This window comes from Micromonospora qiuiae, from assembly GCF_016863555.1.
Classification (GTDB): domain Bacteria; phylum Actinomycetota; class Actinomycetes; order Mycobacteriales; family Micromonosporaceae; genus Micromonospora; species Micromonospora qiuiae.
Genome location: NZ_BOPC01000049.1, coordinates 1 through 17,033, shown reverse-complemented (window position 1 = coordinate 17,033; position 17,033 = coordinate 1). Strand labels below are relative to the sequence as shown.

At 73.7% G+C, this 17,033-nt stretch carries 13 protein-coding genes; 4 read left to right on the top strand and 9 right to left on the bottom strand.

Annotation, left to right across the window (positions count from 1 at the left end):
* Positions 1-11: 11 nt before the first annotated feature.
* A complete protein-coding gene (locus Vqi01_RS18090; RefSeq protein WP_204035983.1) occupies positions 12-818 on the bottom strand; it encodes an Fpg/Nei family DNA glycosylase in 807 nt (268 codons plus the stop codon).
* Positions 819-1,219: 401 nt separating this feature from the next.
* Here Vqi01_RS18090 and Vqi01_RS18085 point away from each other — a divergent pair, with 401 nt between their 5' ends.
* From Vqi01_RS18085 to rocD, 3 genes are all read left to right on the top strand, one after another.
* Positions 1,220-1,981, top strand: coding sequence for a thrombospondin (locus Vqi01_RS18085; protein ID WP_204035982.1), 762 nt, complete (start codon positions 1,220-1,222; stop codon positions 1,979-1,981).
* Positions 1,982-2,303: 322 nt separating this feature from the next.
* Entirely contained in the window at positions 2,304-3,119 is an 816-nt protein-coding gene (ddaH, locus tag Vqi01_RS18080; protein WP_204036024.1) for a dimethylargininase, read from the top strand.
* Complete coding sequence (rocD, locus tag Vqi01_RS18075) at positions 3,116-4,330, top strand: ornithine--oxo-acid transaminase (RefSeq protein WP_204035981.1); 1,215 nt, start codon at positions 3,116-3,118, stop codon at positions 4,328-4,330. The genes ddaH and rocD overlap by 4 nt, the downstream gene beginning before the upstream one ends.
* 68 nt (positions 4,331-4,398) lie before the next feature.
* Here rocD and Vqi01_RS18070 read toward each other — a convergent pair whose 3' ends face one another.
* From Vqi01_RS18070 to Vqi01_RS18050, 5 genes are all read right to left on the bottom strand, one after another.
* The gene (locus tag Vqi01_RS18070; RefSeq protein ID WP_204035980.1) at positions 4,399-5,547 is read right to left on the bottom strand and encodes an FHA domain-containing protein; all 1,149 of its coding nucleotides are present in this window, start codon (positions 5,545-5,547) and stop codon (positions 4,399-4,401) included.
* The gene (locus Vqi01_RS18065) at positions 5,544-5,837 is read right to left on the bottom strand and encodes a 4a-hydroxytetrahydrobiopterin dehydratase (RefSeq protein ID WP_204035979.1); all 294 of its coding nucleotides are present in this window, start codon (positions 5,835-5,837) and stop codon (positions 5,544-5,546) included. The genes Vqi01_RS18070 and Vqi01_RS18065 overlap by 4 nt, the downstream gene beginning before the upstream one ends.
* Before the next feature lie 145 nt (positions 5,838-5,982).
* Positions 5,983-9,708 (bottom strand): SCO7613 C-terminal domain-containing membrane protein, encoded by a 3,726-nt coding sequence (locus Vqi01_RS18060; protein ID WP_204035978.1) that lies wholly within the window; start codon positions 9,706-9,708, stop codon positions 5,983-5,985.
* A gap of 120 nt (positions 9,709-9,828) precedes the next feature.
* Positions 9,829-10,845 (bottom strand): 1-acyl-sn-glycerol-3-phosphate acyltransferase, encoded by a 1,017-nt coding sequence (locus tag Vqi01_RS18055; RefSeq protein WP_204035977.1) that lies wholly within the window; start codon positions 10,843-10,845, stop codon positions 9,829-9,831.
* Complete coding sequence (locus tag Vqi01_RS18050) at positions 10,845-11,675, bottom strand: patatin-like phospholipase family protein (protein WP_204035976.1); 831 nt, start codon at positions 11,673-11,675, stop codon at positions 10,845-10,847. Before Vqi01_RS18050 ends, Vqi01_RS18055 begins: the two co-directional genes overlap by 1 nt.
* A gap of 209 nt (positions 11,676-11,884) precedes the next feature.
* Here Vqi01_RS18050 and Vqi01_RS18045 point away from each other — a divergent pair, with 209 nt between their 5' ends.
* Positions 11,885-13,471 carry a serine/threonine-protein kinase gene (locus tag Vqi01_RS18045; protein WP_204035975.1) on the top strand — a complete coding sequence of 529 codons (1,587 nt, stop codon included), beginning with the start codon at positions 11,885-11,887 and terminating at the stop codon, positions 13,469-13,471.
* Positions 13,472-13,477: 6 nt separating this feature from the next.
* Here Vqi01_RS18045 and Vqi01_RS18040 read toward each other — a convergent pair whose 3' ends face one another.
* The 3 genes from Vqi01_RS18040 to Vqi01_RS18030 all read right to left on the bottom strand — a co-directional run.
* The gene (locus Vqi01_RS18040) at positions 13,478-14,539 is read right to left on the bottom strand and encodes a glycosyltransferase family 4 protein (RefSeq protein WP_204036023.1); all 1,062 of its coding nucleotides are present in this window, start codon (positions 14,537-14,539) and stop codon (positions 13,478-13,480) included.
* Between the two features lie 159 nt (positions 14,540-14,698).
* Positions 14,699-15,373 carry a BON domain-containing protein gene (locus Vqi01_RS18035; protein WP_204035974.1) on the bottom strand — a complete coding sequence of 225 codons (675 nt, stop codon included), beginning with the start codon at positions 15,371-15,373 and terminating at the stop codon, positions 14,699-14,701.
* Positions 15,374-15,603: 230 nt separating this feature from the next.
* Positions 15,604-17,033, bottom strand: a 1,430-nt coding sequence (locus Vqi01_RS18030) for a S1C family serine protease (protein ID WP_239098474.1), incomplete at its 5' end; no start/stop codon positions are given.

Genomic DNA, 17,033 nt, shown 5'->3' with positions numbered 1-17,033 from the left:
GGTGCCCTTTCTTACATCTGGCAGGTGGGGCACCAGTAGAGGTTGCGGGCGGCGATGGTGCCCCGGCTGACCGGGGTTCCGCAGACGTGGCAGGGCTGGCCGGCGCGGCGGTAGACGTACACCTCTCCCCCGTGCCGATCGACGCGGGCCGGGCGGCCCATCGCCTCGGGCAGGTGTGCGGGGCGGACGGTGTCGATCCGACCGGTGCTGACGGCGAGCGTCATCAGCTCCACCAGGTCGCCCCAGAGCGCGTCCCAGCTGGTTCGGGTCAGCTCACGGCCGGGCCGGGTAGGCGGCAGCCCGGCGCGGAACAACGCCTCGGTCACGAAGATCAGACCGGTGCCGGCCACCACCGACTGGTCCAGCAGCAGCGCCGCCAACGGCGTCGAACTGCGCAGAATCCGGGCGTACGCCCGCTCCGGATCGGCGTCAGGGCGCAGCGGGTCGGGACCCAGGCGGGCGCGCAGTGCCGCTGCCTCGGGCGGGGTGAACAGCTCACAGGCGGTCGGCCCGCGCAGGTCGAGCCAGTGCCGGTCGTTGCTCAGCCGCAGCCGGATCTGCCCCACCGGCTCCGGCGGCACCCCGACACCGTCGGTGACCTTGCCGTACAACCCGAGGTGTACGTGCAGGATCAGCTCACCGGCGTAGTGGTGCAGCAGATGTTTGCCGTACGCCTCGGTGCGCTCCAACACAGTGCCGGAGAGCAGTGCGGCGCCCTCGGCGAACCGGCCCTGCGGGCTGGCGGCGAGCACCTTGTCCCCGGCGAACAGCTCGGCGTGCCGGGCCGCCAGGCGATGAATGGTGTGTCCCTCTGGCACGGCTGCCAAGCCTAGTCCGACCGGCGATCGGGCCTGCCAGCTGCGCGTGCTTGGCAGCTGGGCTGTCGGGGCACGTGCACTTCCGGGGCCTCAGCCCGCCCCTGTTCCCCGCTCCCCCTTTGCTCTGCTTCAACGTACGCAACGGTTTTGGCCGGTAGTTGTTGCGTGGAGTGAAGCAGAGCAAAGGGAGAGGGTGAGACATACCCGGGCCGGTCACCGCCGCCGAGTTCACCCGGTCGGGAGCAGCGGGCGGTCCTGCTACTGGGTGGGCGGAAGCCGTCGCTGGCCGGTCCGGGTGTCGGCGAGCGAGCGGGTGGGTATCTGCCGGTCATTGACGCGCGTGGGTGGTGACGTTTCACGCCGGCTTGCGGCGCCCTCACGCACTACCAGGAGGTCAAGCCATGAGATTTCCTTCTCTGTCGCGCCACACGGAGCCCGCGCCCTCGACGGCCGGCGACGACACCGAACGGAGTGGGGCGGTGGCCACCGACACCCGCACCACCGATCGCGTTGACGGCCGCGACCGCACCGCCACCGATCAGACGGCCGAGCAGCCCGCTGACGAGCGGGCCGCCGCTGCCCGGGCCGCCACCGCCCGTTCCAGCATCGGCGGCGCCCGACACGCCCGCGCCGCCGCCCCCACCGGCGCACCCGACCCGGACCGGACCGTCGATCTCGACCGGTCCGCAGATCGGGCCCGCACCGTCGGCGGAAACACCACCGTCACCCCGAACCGCGTCCACCGGGACACCACCGTCTCCCCCGACCACGTCGCCGACCGAGAATCGACGGTTGATCGGGCGCCCGCGCCGGACACCCCACCGGCACCGGCGGGGCCGCGACCCCGAGCAAGCCTGCTGGCCACCCTCGGTCTGATCGGCGGGCTGGCCGGCCTCGGTCTCGTCCTCACCGGAGCACTCGCGGGGTACGGCATCGCCCTCGGCGCGGCCGGCGCGGTGCTCGCCGTACTCGGGCTGATCGCCACCCGGCGGCGGCACGTGGCCGGCAAGTCCGACGCGTTGCTGGGGATGGCCTTCGGCGTGGGTGCAGTGGTCCTCGGTGTGCTGGCGATGACCGGGCAGTACGACTGGCCGACCACCGACGGCGACGTGGTGATCCGCCTCCGCGAGTGGCTCGACTCACAGATTCTCGATCGTCTCTAGTGGGCATTGTTCGGCCCGCCGGTGGTTCACCGGCGCCCGGCCGGCGAGTTACCGGCCGAAGCCCGACCAGTTCTGGTGGTTCACCAGCCGGGCGCACTCTCCCGTCAGGGGCGGCGTTTTCGCCGCCCCTGACGTCGTCTCCGCCTCTCGACCCACGCAACGAACAGCCGACAGGTGCGGCATACACGCAACGATCAGCCGATTTCTGCAATGCTCGGCGGTGGATCCTGCGGGTCGGCGCCGCATAACGTTGAGAAACGGCGCCAGCCCCTTGGCCGACGGTGGCCGGGCGCGCGGAGACCCTGGGAGCAGGACAATGACGATGGACGCCACCCGCCAGCGCTTCCTGATGTGCCGGCCGACGTACTTCGCCGTCGACTATGCGATCAATCCGTGGATGGACCCGACCGCACCGGTCGACACCGACCTTGCCGTGCGTCAGTGGGAGCGGCTGCGCCAGGTTTACCGTGATCTGGGCCATACCGTCGAGGAGATCGCCCCGCTGCCGGGCCTGCCCGACATGGTCTTCGCCGCCAACGGCGGCACCGTGATCGACGGCAAGGCGATGGCCGTGCAGTTCCGCGACCCGCAGCGCGCCGACGAGGCGCCCGCGTACCGCGCCTGGTTCGAGGCCGCCGGCTTCGAGATGTACGACCCGAAGCACGTCAACGAGGGCGAGGGCGACATCCTGCTGGCCGGCGATCACCTGCTCGCCGGCACCGGTTTCCGCACCGCGCACGCCGCGCACGCTCAGTTGCAGGAGGTCTTCGGCTATCCCGTGATCACCATGCAGCTGGTCGACCCGCGCTTCTACCACCTGGACACCGCGCTGACCGTGCTCGACGAGCAGACCGTGGCCTACCTGCCCGAGGCGTTCAGCGCCGGCAGCCAGGCCGTGCTGCGCCGGCTGTTCCCGGACGCGGTGCACGCCAGCATGGCCGACGCCGAGGTGCTCGGCCTCAACGCGGTCAGCGACGGCCGGCACGTGGTACTGCCTGCCCAGGCCACCGGCCTGGCCGCGCAGTTGCGCGACCGCGGCTACCAGACCATCGGTGTCGACCTGTCCGAGCTGCGCAAGGCCGGCGGTGGACCGAAGTGCTGCACGTTGCGACTCCGTCAGGGAAAGGCGAGCCAGTGATCGAGGACATGCTGCGGACTCCGGCCGCGGTGCAGGATGCGGAGCGCCACACCGCCCACAACTACCACCCGCTGCCGGTGGTGATCTCCTCCGCCGAGGGCGCCTGGGTGACCGACGTCGACGGTCGGCGCTACCTCGACTGCCTGGCCGGGTACTCCGCACTGAACTTCGGCCACCGACACCCGACGCTGATCGCCGCCGCGCACGCCCAGCTCGACAAGCTCACGCTGACCAGCCGGGCCTTCATCCACGACCAGTTCGCCGACTTTTGCCGAGAACTGGCGGCGCTCTGCGGCAAGGACCTGGTGCTGCCGATGAACACCGGCGCCGAGGCCGTGGAGACCGGCATCAAGGTGGCCCGCAAGTGGGGCTACCAGGTCAAGGGCGTACCGGCCGGGCAGGCCAACATCGTGGTCGCGGAAGGCAACTTCCACGGGCGTACGACCACCATCGTCAGCTTCTCGACCGACTCCGACGCGCGGGCCGACTTCGGGCCGTACACCCCTGGTTTTCGGATCGTCCCCTACGGCGACCTGGCCGCGCTGGCCGACGCGGTCGACGAGCACACCGTCGCGGTGCTGCTGGAGCCGATCCAGGGCGAGCAGGGCGTGGTGGTGCCGCCGGAGGGTTACCTGCCGGGCGTCCGCCGGCTCTGCACCGATCGGAACGTGCTCTTCATCGCCGACGAGATCCAGTCCGGCCTGGGCCGCACCGGCGCCACCTTCGCCTGCGACCAGGACGGCGTGGTGCCGGACATGTACCTGTTGGGCAAGGCACTCGGCGGTGGCATCGTGCCGGTCTCCGCAGTGGCCGCCGACGCCGACGTGCTGGGCGTGCTCAAGCCGGGCCAGCACGGCTCCACCTTCGGCGGGAACCCGCTCGCCTGCGCGGTGGCCAACGAGGTGGTCCGGTTGCTGGCCACCGGCGAGTTCCAGCGCCGCTCGGCCGAGTTGGGCGAGCGGCTGCACGCCGGCCTGCGCGCGCTGGTCGGCAAGGGCCTGGTCGCGGTTCGTGGCCGAGGGCTCTGGGCCGGTCTGGACATCGACCCGGCGCTGATGAGCGGCCGGGAAGCCTGCGAACGGCTGATGGAGCGTGGCGTGCTGGCCAAGGACACGCACGGCTCGATCATCCGGCTCGCGCCACCGCTGGTGATCACCGCCGAGGAGATCGACCACGCGGTGGCGCAACTGGCCGCCGTGCTGGCCGGCTGAGCGATCGCAACGACAGCGGCGGGCGCCGGGGCGTGGTCCCCGCGCCCGCCTCCGTCACGCCGACTGGCTCAGCGGGGCAGGCGCATCGCCATGGTGGGCGCCTCGGACATCACCGAGTCGGGGTTGTACGGTGCGCCGGCCGGTAGGTCTCCCGGACGAGCGATCTGAACGCCGGGATAGAGCTCCACCATGTCGCCGGCGCCGAGGACCCGGGACTGCTGCGGTGGCAGGGGGATGCGGTCCGCCTCCGCCATCGAGCCGGCCGGCCGGATGCCGGAGCCGTTGGTGCTCACGTCGGTGGCCACGACGTCGGCGCCGCGCAGCTCGAACCGGAGGTGGCTGCGGCTGATCCACCGGCGGGCCTCGTCGTTGAGCCACTGGCCGAGCATGATTCCGTTGGAGCCGTCCGGCGCCCGACCGACCGTCACCGGCTGCTCCTCGGTGAGCACGAAGCGACGCCGGATCAGGCCGCCGACGCGTACCGCGAGGACCTCGCTGCGCGGCCGGGGCCCGACGTCGCGGAGCCGGGTGCCGTGCCGAGGACAGGTCGGCACGCCGCCCCGGAGTGACGGTGGTGGCTGGCCGGTCGGCGCGCGGTCCACCCGGGCCAGGTCGGCGAAGGCACCGCCTCCGCCACCACCGCCGAACAGGTTGCAGCCCGACTCCGGGCAGCGCCATTCCCGGGCGAGCAGCTTCGCCGCGGCCGGCGACGGTGGCCCGGGCACCGGCGTGTGACCGCCACCGACGTGGGCGATGAAAACCGGCCCGCCGGCACCGGGCACCGGCGCGAGCGCCCGGCCAGGCTGCTCGACCAGCCAGGGGAACCGCCCGCGCAGGCCGTCGAAACGGACCCGGCTGAGCACCGGCAAGCCGAGCAGGTCGGCGACCTCCAGCATCCGGTCACCCGGGTTGTCGAGCACCTCGACCAGGCCGTCGTCGGCCCAGCGGCGGACCACCATGCGTTCGTTGGAGGTCAGGTCGGCGTCGGAGAGCACCCCCCGGTGCACCACCGCGTAGACCGGGACGCTGTCCTCCTCCAGGCTGCGCGCCAGCGCGTCGATGACCATACCGAGACGCAGCGTGCTGGCCGGGCGCCCGCCGTCGAGGTCCTGGTACCGAATGATCTCGGCCAGGTCGATCACCGCCCGGACCAGCTGAGGGTCGGTGCAGACCCGACCCTCGATCGCGTCCAGCACCTTGCTGATCTCGAATCTCATCGGCCCTCCCCCACGATCTCGTCGATCCGCCGAGCCAACTCGATGTCGCGCCGGGTGACCCCACCGGCCGAATGCGTCACGCAGCGGAAGGTGACCGTGCGCCACCGGATGTCGATGTCGGGGTGGTGGTCCAGTTCCTCGGCCGCCACGGCGACCCGGTCGACCACCTCGATGGCGTCCGGGAAACTGGCCAGCTCCACCGTGCGGGTGATCCCGGCGGGGTCTCCCGACCAGCCCGCCAGCCCACCCAGCTCGTCTCGTACCGCCTCGGCGGTGAGCACCTCTGCCATGGCCAGACCCTACCGGTGAGCCCCGTCCACAGCGCTGGGGGCAGCGCCGACGGCCGCGAAACAGGGGCAGCTACTCAGACTTCGGCCTACCGGTCGGTGGTACGGGCTCTCCCGTCGCCGGGTGCGCCCGTACCACGACGCCGGTTCAGGTCATCCGGGTCACCGCGGAGCGCAGCCGGCGCAGGTCGCGGCGGCGCCGCTCATAGGTGGCGGCCAGGCCGATCAAAGCCAGCCCGGCGGCGCCGAGGTAGATCCACCGGGGCAGCAGGTCCCAGCTGCGCACCAGCTCGTACAGGGCGAGCAGGGCCAGGGTCCCGCCGCCCAGCACCACCGGCGCCTGCCAGCGGCGGGCGGCCCCGAGCAGCGTCACGGCGAGGGCGGCGGCCCCGAGCAGCAGTCGCCGCCACGGGTGGTGCTCGGCACCGACCAGCACGGCGGCCAGGCTGGGCAACAGCACCGCGGCCAGGCCGGGCCCGAGCGCCAGCCAACTCGTCAGACCCGGCCAACTCCGCAGCGCCACCGCGCCCAGGACGAGCGCCAGCACCGCCAGCGGCAGGGTGTACGCCTCCAGCACCGTCACCCCGCCCGCCCTCAGCAACAACCAGGTCGCGAGCAGTTCGCTGCCTCCGGCGATGGCCGCGAAGGCCCACCGCCGGCCGGTCGACTCGCCCCGGCGCAGCAGCCGCACCCCGACGGCGACGCCCCAGAGCACGCAGACCGTCGCGCCGTGCCGGGGCGCACCCAGGGTGAGCAGCAGCGCGAGCAGCGCCACCGCCTGCGCGGCCGCGTCGAGCACACGGCTCACCCGCGGCATCGTCGGCACGACCCGCACCGCACGCGCGTAGGCGGTCGCCTGCGGTCCCCCCGGCCCGGAGGACGCGGCCATCTGCGGAACGGCGTGCCAACGTTCGGGTGCCGCACCGGCGGGCGCGGCCACCTGCGGAACGGCGTGCCAACGTTCGGGTGCCACGGCGGCGAGGGCGAGGGCGAGGGCCGCCACGCCGAGCACCGCCAACCCGGCCGTGCGCAGCGGCTGCCCACCGGCCAGCGGGGCGGTGACCGCGAACGCCGTCGCCGTGGTGACCGCGAGCAGCCAACCGGCCAGGCGTACGCCGGGATGCCGCCCGGCCACCGCGGCGCTGGCCGCTGCCACCACCAGCAGACCCAGCCCGGCGAGCGTGCCCGCCCGGGTGGCCTGGAGATTGAGCAGCCCCGACCCGGTCAGCACCAGCCCCACCGGCACGGCGGCCCCGAGGAACGGACCGCGTGGCGCGGCCAACGCGACGAAGAGCAGCAGGGCCACGCCGCCGAGCAGCGCCGCCGCCGGCACCACCGGCCAGGGGGCTCCGCCGGCGACCAGCAGCACCAGCCCGGCAGCCGCCACGAACGGCAGCACCACCGCCGCCACTCGCCAGCTGGCGGAGTTAAGAGGGGGCCCTTCCTCTACCGCAGGCGTTAACAGGGGGCCCTTCCTTGCGAGGGTTAGCGCCGCCGACAGGGCCAGGACCGCCAGGGCGAGACCGACCGGCCACGCGCCCGGGACAGGCTCGGCGTCCGGCACGCCAGACCACATACCGGGCGGCGGGCCGTACGGGGTGACCAGGGCCGTCACCACCACCGGGAGAGCCGCCAGCACCGCCACCGCGGCCAGGCCCAGCCCGGCCACCGGCAACACCGCCGACGGGCGGGTCCGGAACCCGGCCAGCCCGACCAGCAACGCCGCCACCGCCGCGTAGGCCGTCACCCGCTCGCCGCCCGGCACCACCAACGGCGACAGACCGGTCAGCACCGCCACCACGGCGAGCCCGGCCGAGGCGTACCCGCTCAGGTCGGGCCAGGATCGACGCAGCGCGAGCAGCCCGACCGCCGGCAGCGCAACGGCGGCCAGCGCGGCCCGGGCCTGCCACCACGGCGGCGCCCCGGCACCGATCAGCGCGACCGCCGCTCCGACCGGCACCACGAGCACTGCCGCGAGCAGCCCGAACCCGGACACCCGCTTCTGCACCGGCCCACCGTGCCGGCCGGTGACGGCCACCCCCAGGCCGACCGCCAGGATCACGGCACAGGCCGCACCGGCACCGGCCGGGCCGGCCAGCCCGACCAGCAGCCCGTGCCCGAGCAGCACGGCACCGGCCAGCGCCGACGTCAGCGCGGTCGCCCCTCGTCCCGCCGGGCGGGCCACCGCGGCGGCCGACACCGCCGCCCCGACCACCAGGTCGATGGCGACCACCGCCGGCCACGGCGCGGCCCAGGCCACCGGCGCGGCGAGCGCGGTCACGGCCACGCCGGCCGCCGCGATCGACGGTCGGGCGGCCCGAGGCAGCAACCAGCCCACGGCGAGCAAAGCCAGGGCCACCGCGACCGGCAGCTGCCAGCCCCAGGCGAAGGCCGGCCCCGCCGTGGCCCCCCGCCACGGCGGAACCGACCGGCCCACGGCGACATTGGCCAGCACCACCGTCATCAAGGTGGTCACCGCCGCGCCGCCGCCGGCCACCAGCAGCGCACCGATCCGGGGACCGGGTCGCCATCCGGCCGGAAGCAGCCGTACGGCACCGGTCAACGCCACCACGATCAACGCCGCCACCACCAGCGACACCGACGGCCGCAGCTCCACCGCCGGGCGCAGCAGCGCACCGGCCAGGACCGGCACCAGCGCACCGGCCGCGACCGCCCGCGCCGTCCCGCCCCCCAGCAGCAGCGCCGCCGCGAACACGGTCAACGCCACCAGCAGCATCGGCACACCGGCCAGCAGAGGTACGCCGCCCGCCCGGCCGACCAGCAGCGGCACCAGCGCACAGCCCCCGGCGAGCAGCAGTGCAGCGGCGTACCCGGTAGCGGCCGTCACCTGCCCGCCGAGCAGGGCCCCCGGGCTCGTCGCGGCCCCCTCGACCGCGGCGCTCCTGCGCCGTTGCAACACGACGACCACCGACAGGTCGACCAGCGCCACCCCGACGAAGACCAGGGCCCAGCCAGCCGGCTCGGGGCGCGCCTCGGCGGCGAGCAGCGGCAACACCGGCTGCACGGCCAGCAACGCGGCGAACCATGGGACCGTCAGCCGGCTGAGCCGGGCGTACCCGGCGGCGACGAGCGCGCTGACCGTCGCCACCAGCCCGGCGTATCGGCTGCCCGGCCAACCGGTCACCCCGAACAGGTCCACCGTCCACACCGCGTACCCGTCCAGCACCACCAGCAGTAGCCCGACGGCGGCGAACGTCTCGGCGGTGCCGCGCAGCCCGCGCCAACGCGCGACCATCGGCACGGCGAGCAGCAGCGCGGTGAACGCCAACAGGATCAACGCCCGGCCGGCGATCCCGACCGATGCCCAGGCCACCGCGGTGAAGACCGTCGCCGCGGTGCCCAGCAGCAGCCCACCCAGGACGAAGAGCAGCCCCTGCACGGTGCGGGTCGAGGTCTCCGCCCCACCCGACCGGCCCGCTGCCGGCGCCGCCGGCAGCGGCACCCAACCGCCGTTCACCGGAACGGCGCGGGCACCCGGGACGCCGGCACCCGGCGGGGTGGCACCCGGAACGGCGGCACCCGGCGGGATGGCACCCGGAACGGCGGCACCCCGGGCAGCCATCGGGATGGCGGCAACCGGCGCCGGGGGAAACGGAGCGGCGGCCGGGACCGGGAACTCCGCCCGCACCCTGGCGGCCAGTTCGTTGCGCCGTTGCCGGGCCGCGGCCAGCCGGCCGGCCAGCCCTTCGTACGTCTGGCGGGCCCGGGTCACCTCCGCGTCGAGTACGACGATCTCCCGGTTCAGCCGGGTCACCTCGGCGGCAGCGGGGTGCGGCGGCCGGCCACAGCCGGTGCAACCGGAGGCGAGGTGCGCCGCCGCACCGCACGCCGGGCAGGGGTAGTGGTTGTCCACGGTGTCATCCTCGACAGGCGGGTACCGCCCGCACCAGAGTGCGCGTACTCAGGGGCGGGTCTGCTCGAGCCGCGCGCCGACCACCGTCGTCACCAGGCCGATCAGGTTCACGTGCGCACCCTACGCGACACTTTCTCGGTTCTCCGCGATCCACCGGTCGATCCGGCTCCACCACTCGTAGAGCCAGTCGATGCGCTCCTGCTGCCCGGCCGGGATCTCCTCCGGCGGCACCGACCAGAATCGCATCACGAGCCGCTTGTCCATCGGCAGCTCCCGCCACACGTCACCGATGGTGAGCATCCGGTCCAGGCCGGTGTGGGCCACGAAGATCACCCCGGCGTCCGGTGCGGCGTCCAACGCCGCCAGCACCCCGCCGGGCTGCGGGGCGAGCACGTGCCGCATGGCCTCCGCCCGCAGCGCCATGCGCTCGTACCCCCGGTCGCGCAGCCGGGCGATGGCCCGCAGCCGCCGCCGCGGCGTGAAGTTGCCGCCCTCCGGGAAGATCACGAAGACGTCGTCGTCGTCCAGACCGACCGCAAGGTGCCCGACCTGCTCGGTGAGCGAGGCGGGGCCGCCCTGACCGGGCGCGATGAAGCGGCTCGGCAGCCGGTTGAGCAGCACGTCGATCGCCGGGTCCCACTGAAGGGTGTCCTTGAGCACGATCCGCGGCTCGCGCCGGAACCAGTTCACCAGGGCGTGGATCAGGATGAAGGAGTCACCCGGACCGGCGTGCCGGCAGAGCACCAACTCGGGCCGGCCGGGCATCGCGGTGTCCGGATCGGTGCCGACCACCTCGAGGCTGAGCCGCAGCGTCCACCGGGCCTGCCAGAACAGCACCCGCAGGAACCAGCCCGCCAGCACGTAGTGGGCGCGCTGGAAGGCCGGTGAGCGGACCCGCCAGCCGAACCCGGAGGCGACCCAGAGCCCGAACAGGCTCAGCAGCGCCGCCGCGTCCCAGAGCAGGTAGAACAGGCCGAGCCACAACAGCCGCAGGGGCCGTAGCCTTCCCGGAACGAACGGGGACAGCAGCACCGCCAGCAACGCCCAGAGCGGCACCGTGGTCACCAACAGGACCACCAGCAGCACCACGCCCGGCGCCAGCAGCAGGCGGCGGAGCCAACGGGGAGGCAGCGGCATCAGCGTTCCAGGTTCGCCAGGTAGTGCCGGGAGGCCGCGTAGGCACGGCTGATCCGCCGGCCCACCGCCGCCATGTCCCGGTACGCCCACGGCGTGTCGTCGCGCGGTTCCAGCCCGCCGGTCGGCAGCACGTGCACCTCCACGCCCTCGGGCAGCGCAGCCATCTCCCGGGCGAACCGGTGCCGGCGGGCGATCTCGAACGCGACCTGGGCGATCTCCCACGGTCGCCGCGGCGGAGCCAGCGCCCGCTCGATCCGGCCCACCTGGAGTACGAAGATCCGGCCGGCACCGGCCGCAACCGCCTCACCGATCGGGATGGAGTTGACGATCCCGCCGTCGATGTAGTGCTGATCGCCGATGCGTGCCGGCGGCAACAACCCGGGCACCGAGGCCGACGCGAGCACCGCGGGCACCACCGGCCCGCTGACGAACCAGTGCTCCGCGGCCCGCTCGATGTTCGCCGCGCAGCAACGGAAGGGGATCTTCAGGTCGGCGAAGGTGGTCTCCGCGCCCAGCTCGCTCTCCAGCAGCTTGTGTAGCGGCCGGGGCGAGTGCAGGTGGGTACGGGCGGCGAAGCGACGCAGTTGCCGGGCCACCGAGTCGCCGTACACCTCACTCGCCTCGGGGGAGGCCCAGAGCCGCACCAGCCGGTCGGTGACCGCCTCGCAGGGATCGGCAGCGACCAGGGCCCCGTTGACCGCGCCGATCGACGTGCCGAGCACCATGTCCGGCCGGATCCCGGCGCGGAACAGGGCACGCAACATGCCCACCTCCACCGCGCCGAGGACACCTCCACCCCCGAGCACGAACGCCACCGGTCCCCGCCCCATGCCGTCAATCCTGGCACGCCCCGCTCGAGCGCGGTCATCCTGATCTGCCCGAGCGCCCGCCGTCCGTCGCGTCGCTCGCTGCGCGTACCCCAGCGATCCCCGGCACCGATCGGATCCGGGTCGACAGCGATGGCCCGCCGTGCCGTTGACAGCGAAGCAACATTCCCGCAACCTGATACCGCTCCCACCTAAGAGGCAGGTGCGATTTCTTGAAGCCAGCGCTGCAGCCTGGCCGGTTGCTGGCCACCAGATACCGGCTGATCGACCAGATCGGCGCCGGTGGCATGTCGGTGATCTGGCGAGCCCGCGACGAGGTGCTCGACCGGGTGGTCGCGCTGAAGGTGCTCGCCCCGTCACTGGCCGCCGACGCCCGGTTCCGCGACATGGTCCGCGAGGAGGCCCGGGCCGCCGCCCAACTCGTCCACCCGCACGTGACGTCGGTGCACGACTACGGCGAGACGGTGTCGCCGGACGGCTCCATCACCTCGTTCGTGGTGATGGAACTGCTCTCCGGCGAGGAGTTGGAGTTCCGGCTCACCGAGGGGCCGCTGCCCTGGCCCGAGGCGGTGGAGATCGGCGCACAGGTCGCCGACGCACTCGCCAGCGCGCACCGGCTCGGCATCGTGCACCGGGACGTCACCACCGCCAACGTGATGATGACCCAGGTCGGCGCCAAGGTGCTCGACTTCGGCATCGCCACCAGGATCGGCACCCCCGACGACGACGAGGACGGCGCCACCTTCGGCACCCCGGCGTACGTGGCGCCGGAACGGCTCGACGGGGCGCCGGCCCAGCCGGCGACCGACGTCTACTCGCTCGGCGTGCTGCTGTACGAGACGCTGACCGGCCGGGTCCCGTACCCGGCGGACACCTGGGAGGAACTCAGCGTCGCACTGGCTGAGGGCGCACCGCCCACGCTCGCCGGCGTGCCCGGCCTGCCACCGACAGTGGCCGAGGTCTGCCTGCGCTGCCTGTCCCGCGACCCGGCCGACCGCCCCACCGCCCGCCAGGTGGCCACCGTGCTCCGCGACCATCTGCTGCCGGCCGATCCGCAGGCCAGCACGATGCTCGTCCCCACCGTGGCGCTCCCCTCGGTCGAGCCGCACGGCGCCGTTCCCGCCGGCACGCCCCAGGCCGTTGCCGCCGCGTCACCGGGCGCTGCCGCCCCGACGTCGCAATCGGCCGCCAGCGGCCAGCCCCACAAGGAGGCGGCCACCGGGCCCGCCGGGCCGGATCCGGACAGCTCCGAACCCGACCAACGACGGTCCGGGCCATCGCGGCTGCTACGCCCTGCTTTCCTGGTGCCCGCGGCGGCGATCCTGGTCGCCGCAGCACTTGCCGTTCCGGCGCTGCTCCCGGAGGACGGCGGCGAGCCGCCCGCCGCGCTGCCCAGCGACGGCCCGACCGGGCAGGTCGAACCGCCCCCGCCGGAGAACACCGCCAGCGCCCAGCCACCGGTCGCGCCGTCGACCACTCCGGCTCCCCAGCCCAGCCCGACCACCGCACGGCCCCAGCCGGGCGGGACGGACACCCTGACCGAGGCCGCGAACCGGCTCGAAGCGGTGATCGGCGCCGGTCTCGCCGACGGCGGCATCCGCGAGGATGTCGGCCTCGACCTGCAAAACGAGCTGCGCAACCTGACCCGGGCGGTGGCCGGTGGAGATGGCGAGCTGGGGCCGGGAGTCGCGCGGCTGCGCGAGAAGGTGGCCACCCGGCTCGGCGAGCAGGCGCTGAGCCCCGCGTACGCCCAACAGCTCGACGCGGCCATCGCCGCGCTCGGCGCCGCGCGGACCTGACCGGCATCAGCCCGGCGTGCTGCGGGTCGCTTCCCGCACTCGGCCGTTCGGGAACCCCCCGGCGAGGAAGCGCCGGTACACCGCCTCGTAGCCGGCCGCCATCCGCTCGGTGGAGAAGGTCTGCGCGACGTGCGCCACGCACTCCGACGGGTCGAGACCGGAGGCCGCGCGCAGTGCCGCCGGCAACTCGTCCGCCTGGTCACAGATCAGCCCGGTCACTCCCGGCCGGACCAGTTCCGGCACCGCCCCCCGGCGCAGCGCCACCACCGGTGTGCCGGTGGCCATCGCCTCCAGCATCACGACGCCGAAAGGCTCCTCCCACTGAATCGGCATGATCAGGCAGCACGCCTCGACCAGTAGCCGGAGCACCGCATCCCGGTCGGCGTCGAGCACCACCGTGACATCCGGGCCCAGCATCGGCCGGATCACCTCGTCGTAATAGCCCAGTTCGGCGGGCTCGGTGCACTTGCCGGCCAGCACCAGCGGTAGGCCCGCAGCGCGGCAGGCTCGGATGGCCAGGTTCGGCCCCTTGTCGGGGCTGAACCGGGCCAGCCACAGCACCGGGCCGTGGCTGGGTTCGCTCTTGCGGGGGAACAGCTCGGTCTCCATCGCGTTGTGCACGGTGCCGACCCACGGCAGCCGGGGGTTCAGCCGACGCTGGGCGTGCGAGATGGCCACCAGGCCGACGCCCCGGTCGGTGTCGCTGAGCACCGTGCCGTACTCGCCCACCGGGTTGCCGTGCACCGTCGCCACGGTGGGCACCGCGCGTCGGCCAGCGACCAGCGGGCCGACCGTGGTGTGGTCGTGCACCAGATCGAAGTCGGCCATGCTCAGCAGATGATTCACCCGGGCCAGGTGGGCCAGTTCCGGCAACGATTCGCCGAGCCGGTCGTACTGGAGGTCGTCGAGCATGGCGAGGAACTCGGCGGCGGTGCGGTGCTCATCCCCGGCACCCATCAGGGTCACCGCGTGGCCCCGGTCGACCAGGGCGTCCACCAGGCCGGCCACCACCTGCTCCAGCCCTCCGTAGCCGGGCGGGGGCACCGACAGCCACGGTGGCACCACCATCGCGATCCGCAAACCCTGATTACCCGCGGCGTGGTTGTCGGGCACGAGTCCTCCCCCGTCGGTCGGGTGCGTCAATCCCGGCGCCCGGCGCCGAGATCCCGCCGGACCGGAGCGCTTTCCCGGCGTCGACACCGGCAAACCGGACATCGGCTACGCCGCTCAGCCGCCCACCAGCAGGTCGACCCGCACCGCGCACACCCCCTCGGCCGACCAGGCCACCCGTTCCGCCTGGTCGCGTTCCCACCAGGAGCGCACCACCCCGCTCAGGGCCACCGTGTCGTCGTGCACCTCGACCGTGATCCGCTCGGTGCCGATCCCCCTCAGCAGGGCGCGCTGCACGTCGCGGCGGATCCGGTCGACGTCGGCGGGGGCGGCGGGGACCACCTCGACCAGGTTGGTCACGCCGCGTACGCCCCGCAGTCGGCGCAGCTCCCGTTCGGCCGTACGCCGCTGCCAGCCGAACTCCACCTCGCCCCGCAGCATCACCCAGCCGTTCGAGACGGTCAGGTCGAGCCGCTCGGCCGGCACGAAGCTGTTCCACTCCAGCGCCCGGCTGGCCGCGAGGGCCACCGCGTCGTCGGTGATGTCGATCGGCCCGACCGGACGTACCTCGATGTCGTCGGCCACCACTCGCACCCCGCGTATCCGCTGAACAGCGCGGACTGCGGCCCACTTGCGCGCGGCGCTGTCCACCTGGCCGGTCAGGGTCACCACACCGCCGTGCACGGTCACCCCGATGTCATTCGAGCGCACCTGGGCGTCCCAGGCGAGTTCGTCGAGCACGTCGCGCTGGATCCGGTCATCGGTCCGGGCAGCCGCTGCCGTGGTGGTCATGGCATCCCCTCCGCCGCACGAGGTCTTCACCGAAAAGAGGCTGCCCGCCGAGTGGGTGAGGCGGGTTCACCCAGCGGGGGTGAACCCGCGGTGGGCGGCGGAGGTGGCTCTCGCGGGCCGCCCGGCAGACGGAGGAGGGCGGCGGGCGGCAGACGGAGGAGGGCGGCGGGCAGCGCGGCCAACCCCCTTGGCCGCGCCACCCGCCGCCCCGAGGGAGGAAGGTTCTTCGATTAGGACGCTTCGGCGAGCGTTACGGTTGTCGTCGCCTCGGCCCCGTTTCGCTGGAAGGTCACCTCGACCTGATCGCCGACCTTGCCGGCCTGCACGGCACCGACGAGATCGTTCGCGTCGTTGATCGCCTTGTCGCCGAATCGTGTGATTACGTCCCCGCGTTGCAGCCCGGCCCGCTCGGCGGCGCTGCCCGGGTTGGCGTTGTTGATCACGGCACCCCCGTCCGGCGCGTTGCTCACGCTTACGCCGAGCGACGGGTGGCTGATCTTCTCGCCCCGCTGGAGCTTGTCCGCGACATCCTTCGCCTTGTTGCTCGGGATGGCGAAGCCCACACCGATGTTGCCGGTGTTGCCCTGTCCCGCAGTGGCGATCGCGGTGTTGATGCCGATCACCTCGCCCCGGGTGTTGACCAGGGCGCCGCCGGAGTTGCCCGGATTGATCGGCGCGTCGGTCTGGAGCAGCCCCGAGATCGAGCTGACCGCCTGGCCGGGCAGTTGCTGCCCGCCGCCGGCCTGGATGGTGCGGTCCCGGGCGCTGAGGATGCCCGCAGTGACCGAGCCCTGCAGGCCGAGCGGGCTGCCCAGCGCGAGCACCTGATCGCCGACCTGCATCGCATCGCTGTCACCGAAGGTGGCCGGCTTGAGATCGCGTACCCCGCTGGCCTTCAACACGGCCAGGTCGGTCTTCGGGTCGGTGCCGACGACCTGCGCCTGAGCGTTGGTGCCGTCGATGAAGAACACCCGGACACTGGCGCCACCGCCCGCGCTGGCGATCACGTGGTTGTTGGTCAGCACGAATCCGTCGGCGGTGAGGACCACCCCGGAGCCTTCGCCGCTGCCGGTGCTGATCGAGACGACGCTGTCCTGCACGGAGGCGGCGATGCGGGGCAGGTCGGCGCTGTCGATGACCGGCGCGGCGGAGTAGGTGCGGGTGATCCCACCCCCGTCGCTCAACGCCAGGGCGAGCGACCCACCGGCGACGCCGCTGCCGAGCATCAGCGCGAACACCGCGACACCGGCACCGACGAACTTGGCGATCCGGGCCGGCCGTACCCCGCTGGAGGGTGCCGGTGTCCACGGTGCCGGCTGCCCCGGGTAGCCGGTCGGCGGGCCGCCCGGGTAGCCGGTGGCCGGGCCGCCCGGGTAGCCGGTGGGCGACGCGCCCGGGTAGCCGGTGCGCGGGCCGCCCGGGTAGCCCGCGTGCGGCCCGGGATACCCCGGCTGCCCGCCGGGCGAGGTCGGCTGCGGGCTGCCGGTCCAGCCGGACTGGCCGGCGTACCAGGGCGCTCCCGGGTAGGGCGGGGCGGAACCGGGCTGGCCGGCCTGGTACGGGTGCTGGCCCGCGGGCGCCCAGGCGGGCTGCCCGGGCTGCCCGGAGACCGGCGGCGCCGAGGGCGGCGGGGCTGCGGTGGGGCCGCCCGGCGTCGTCG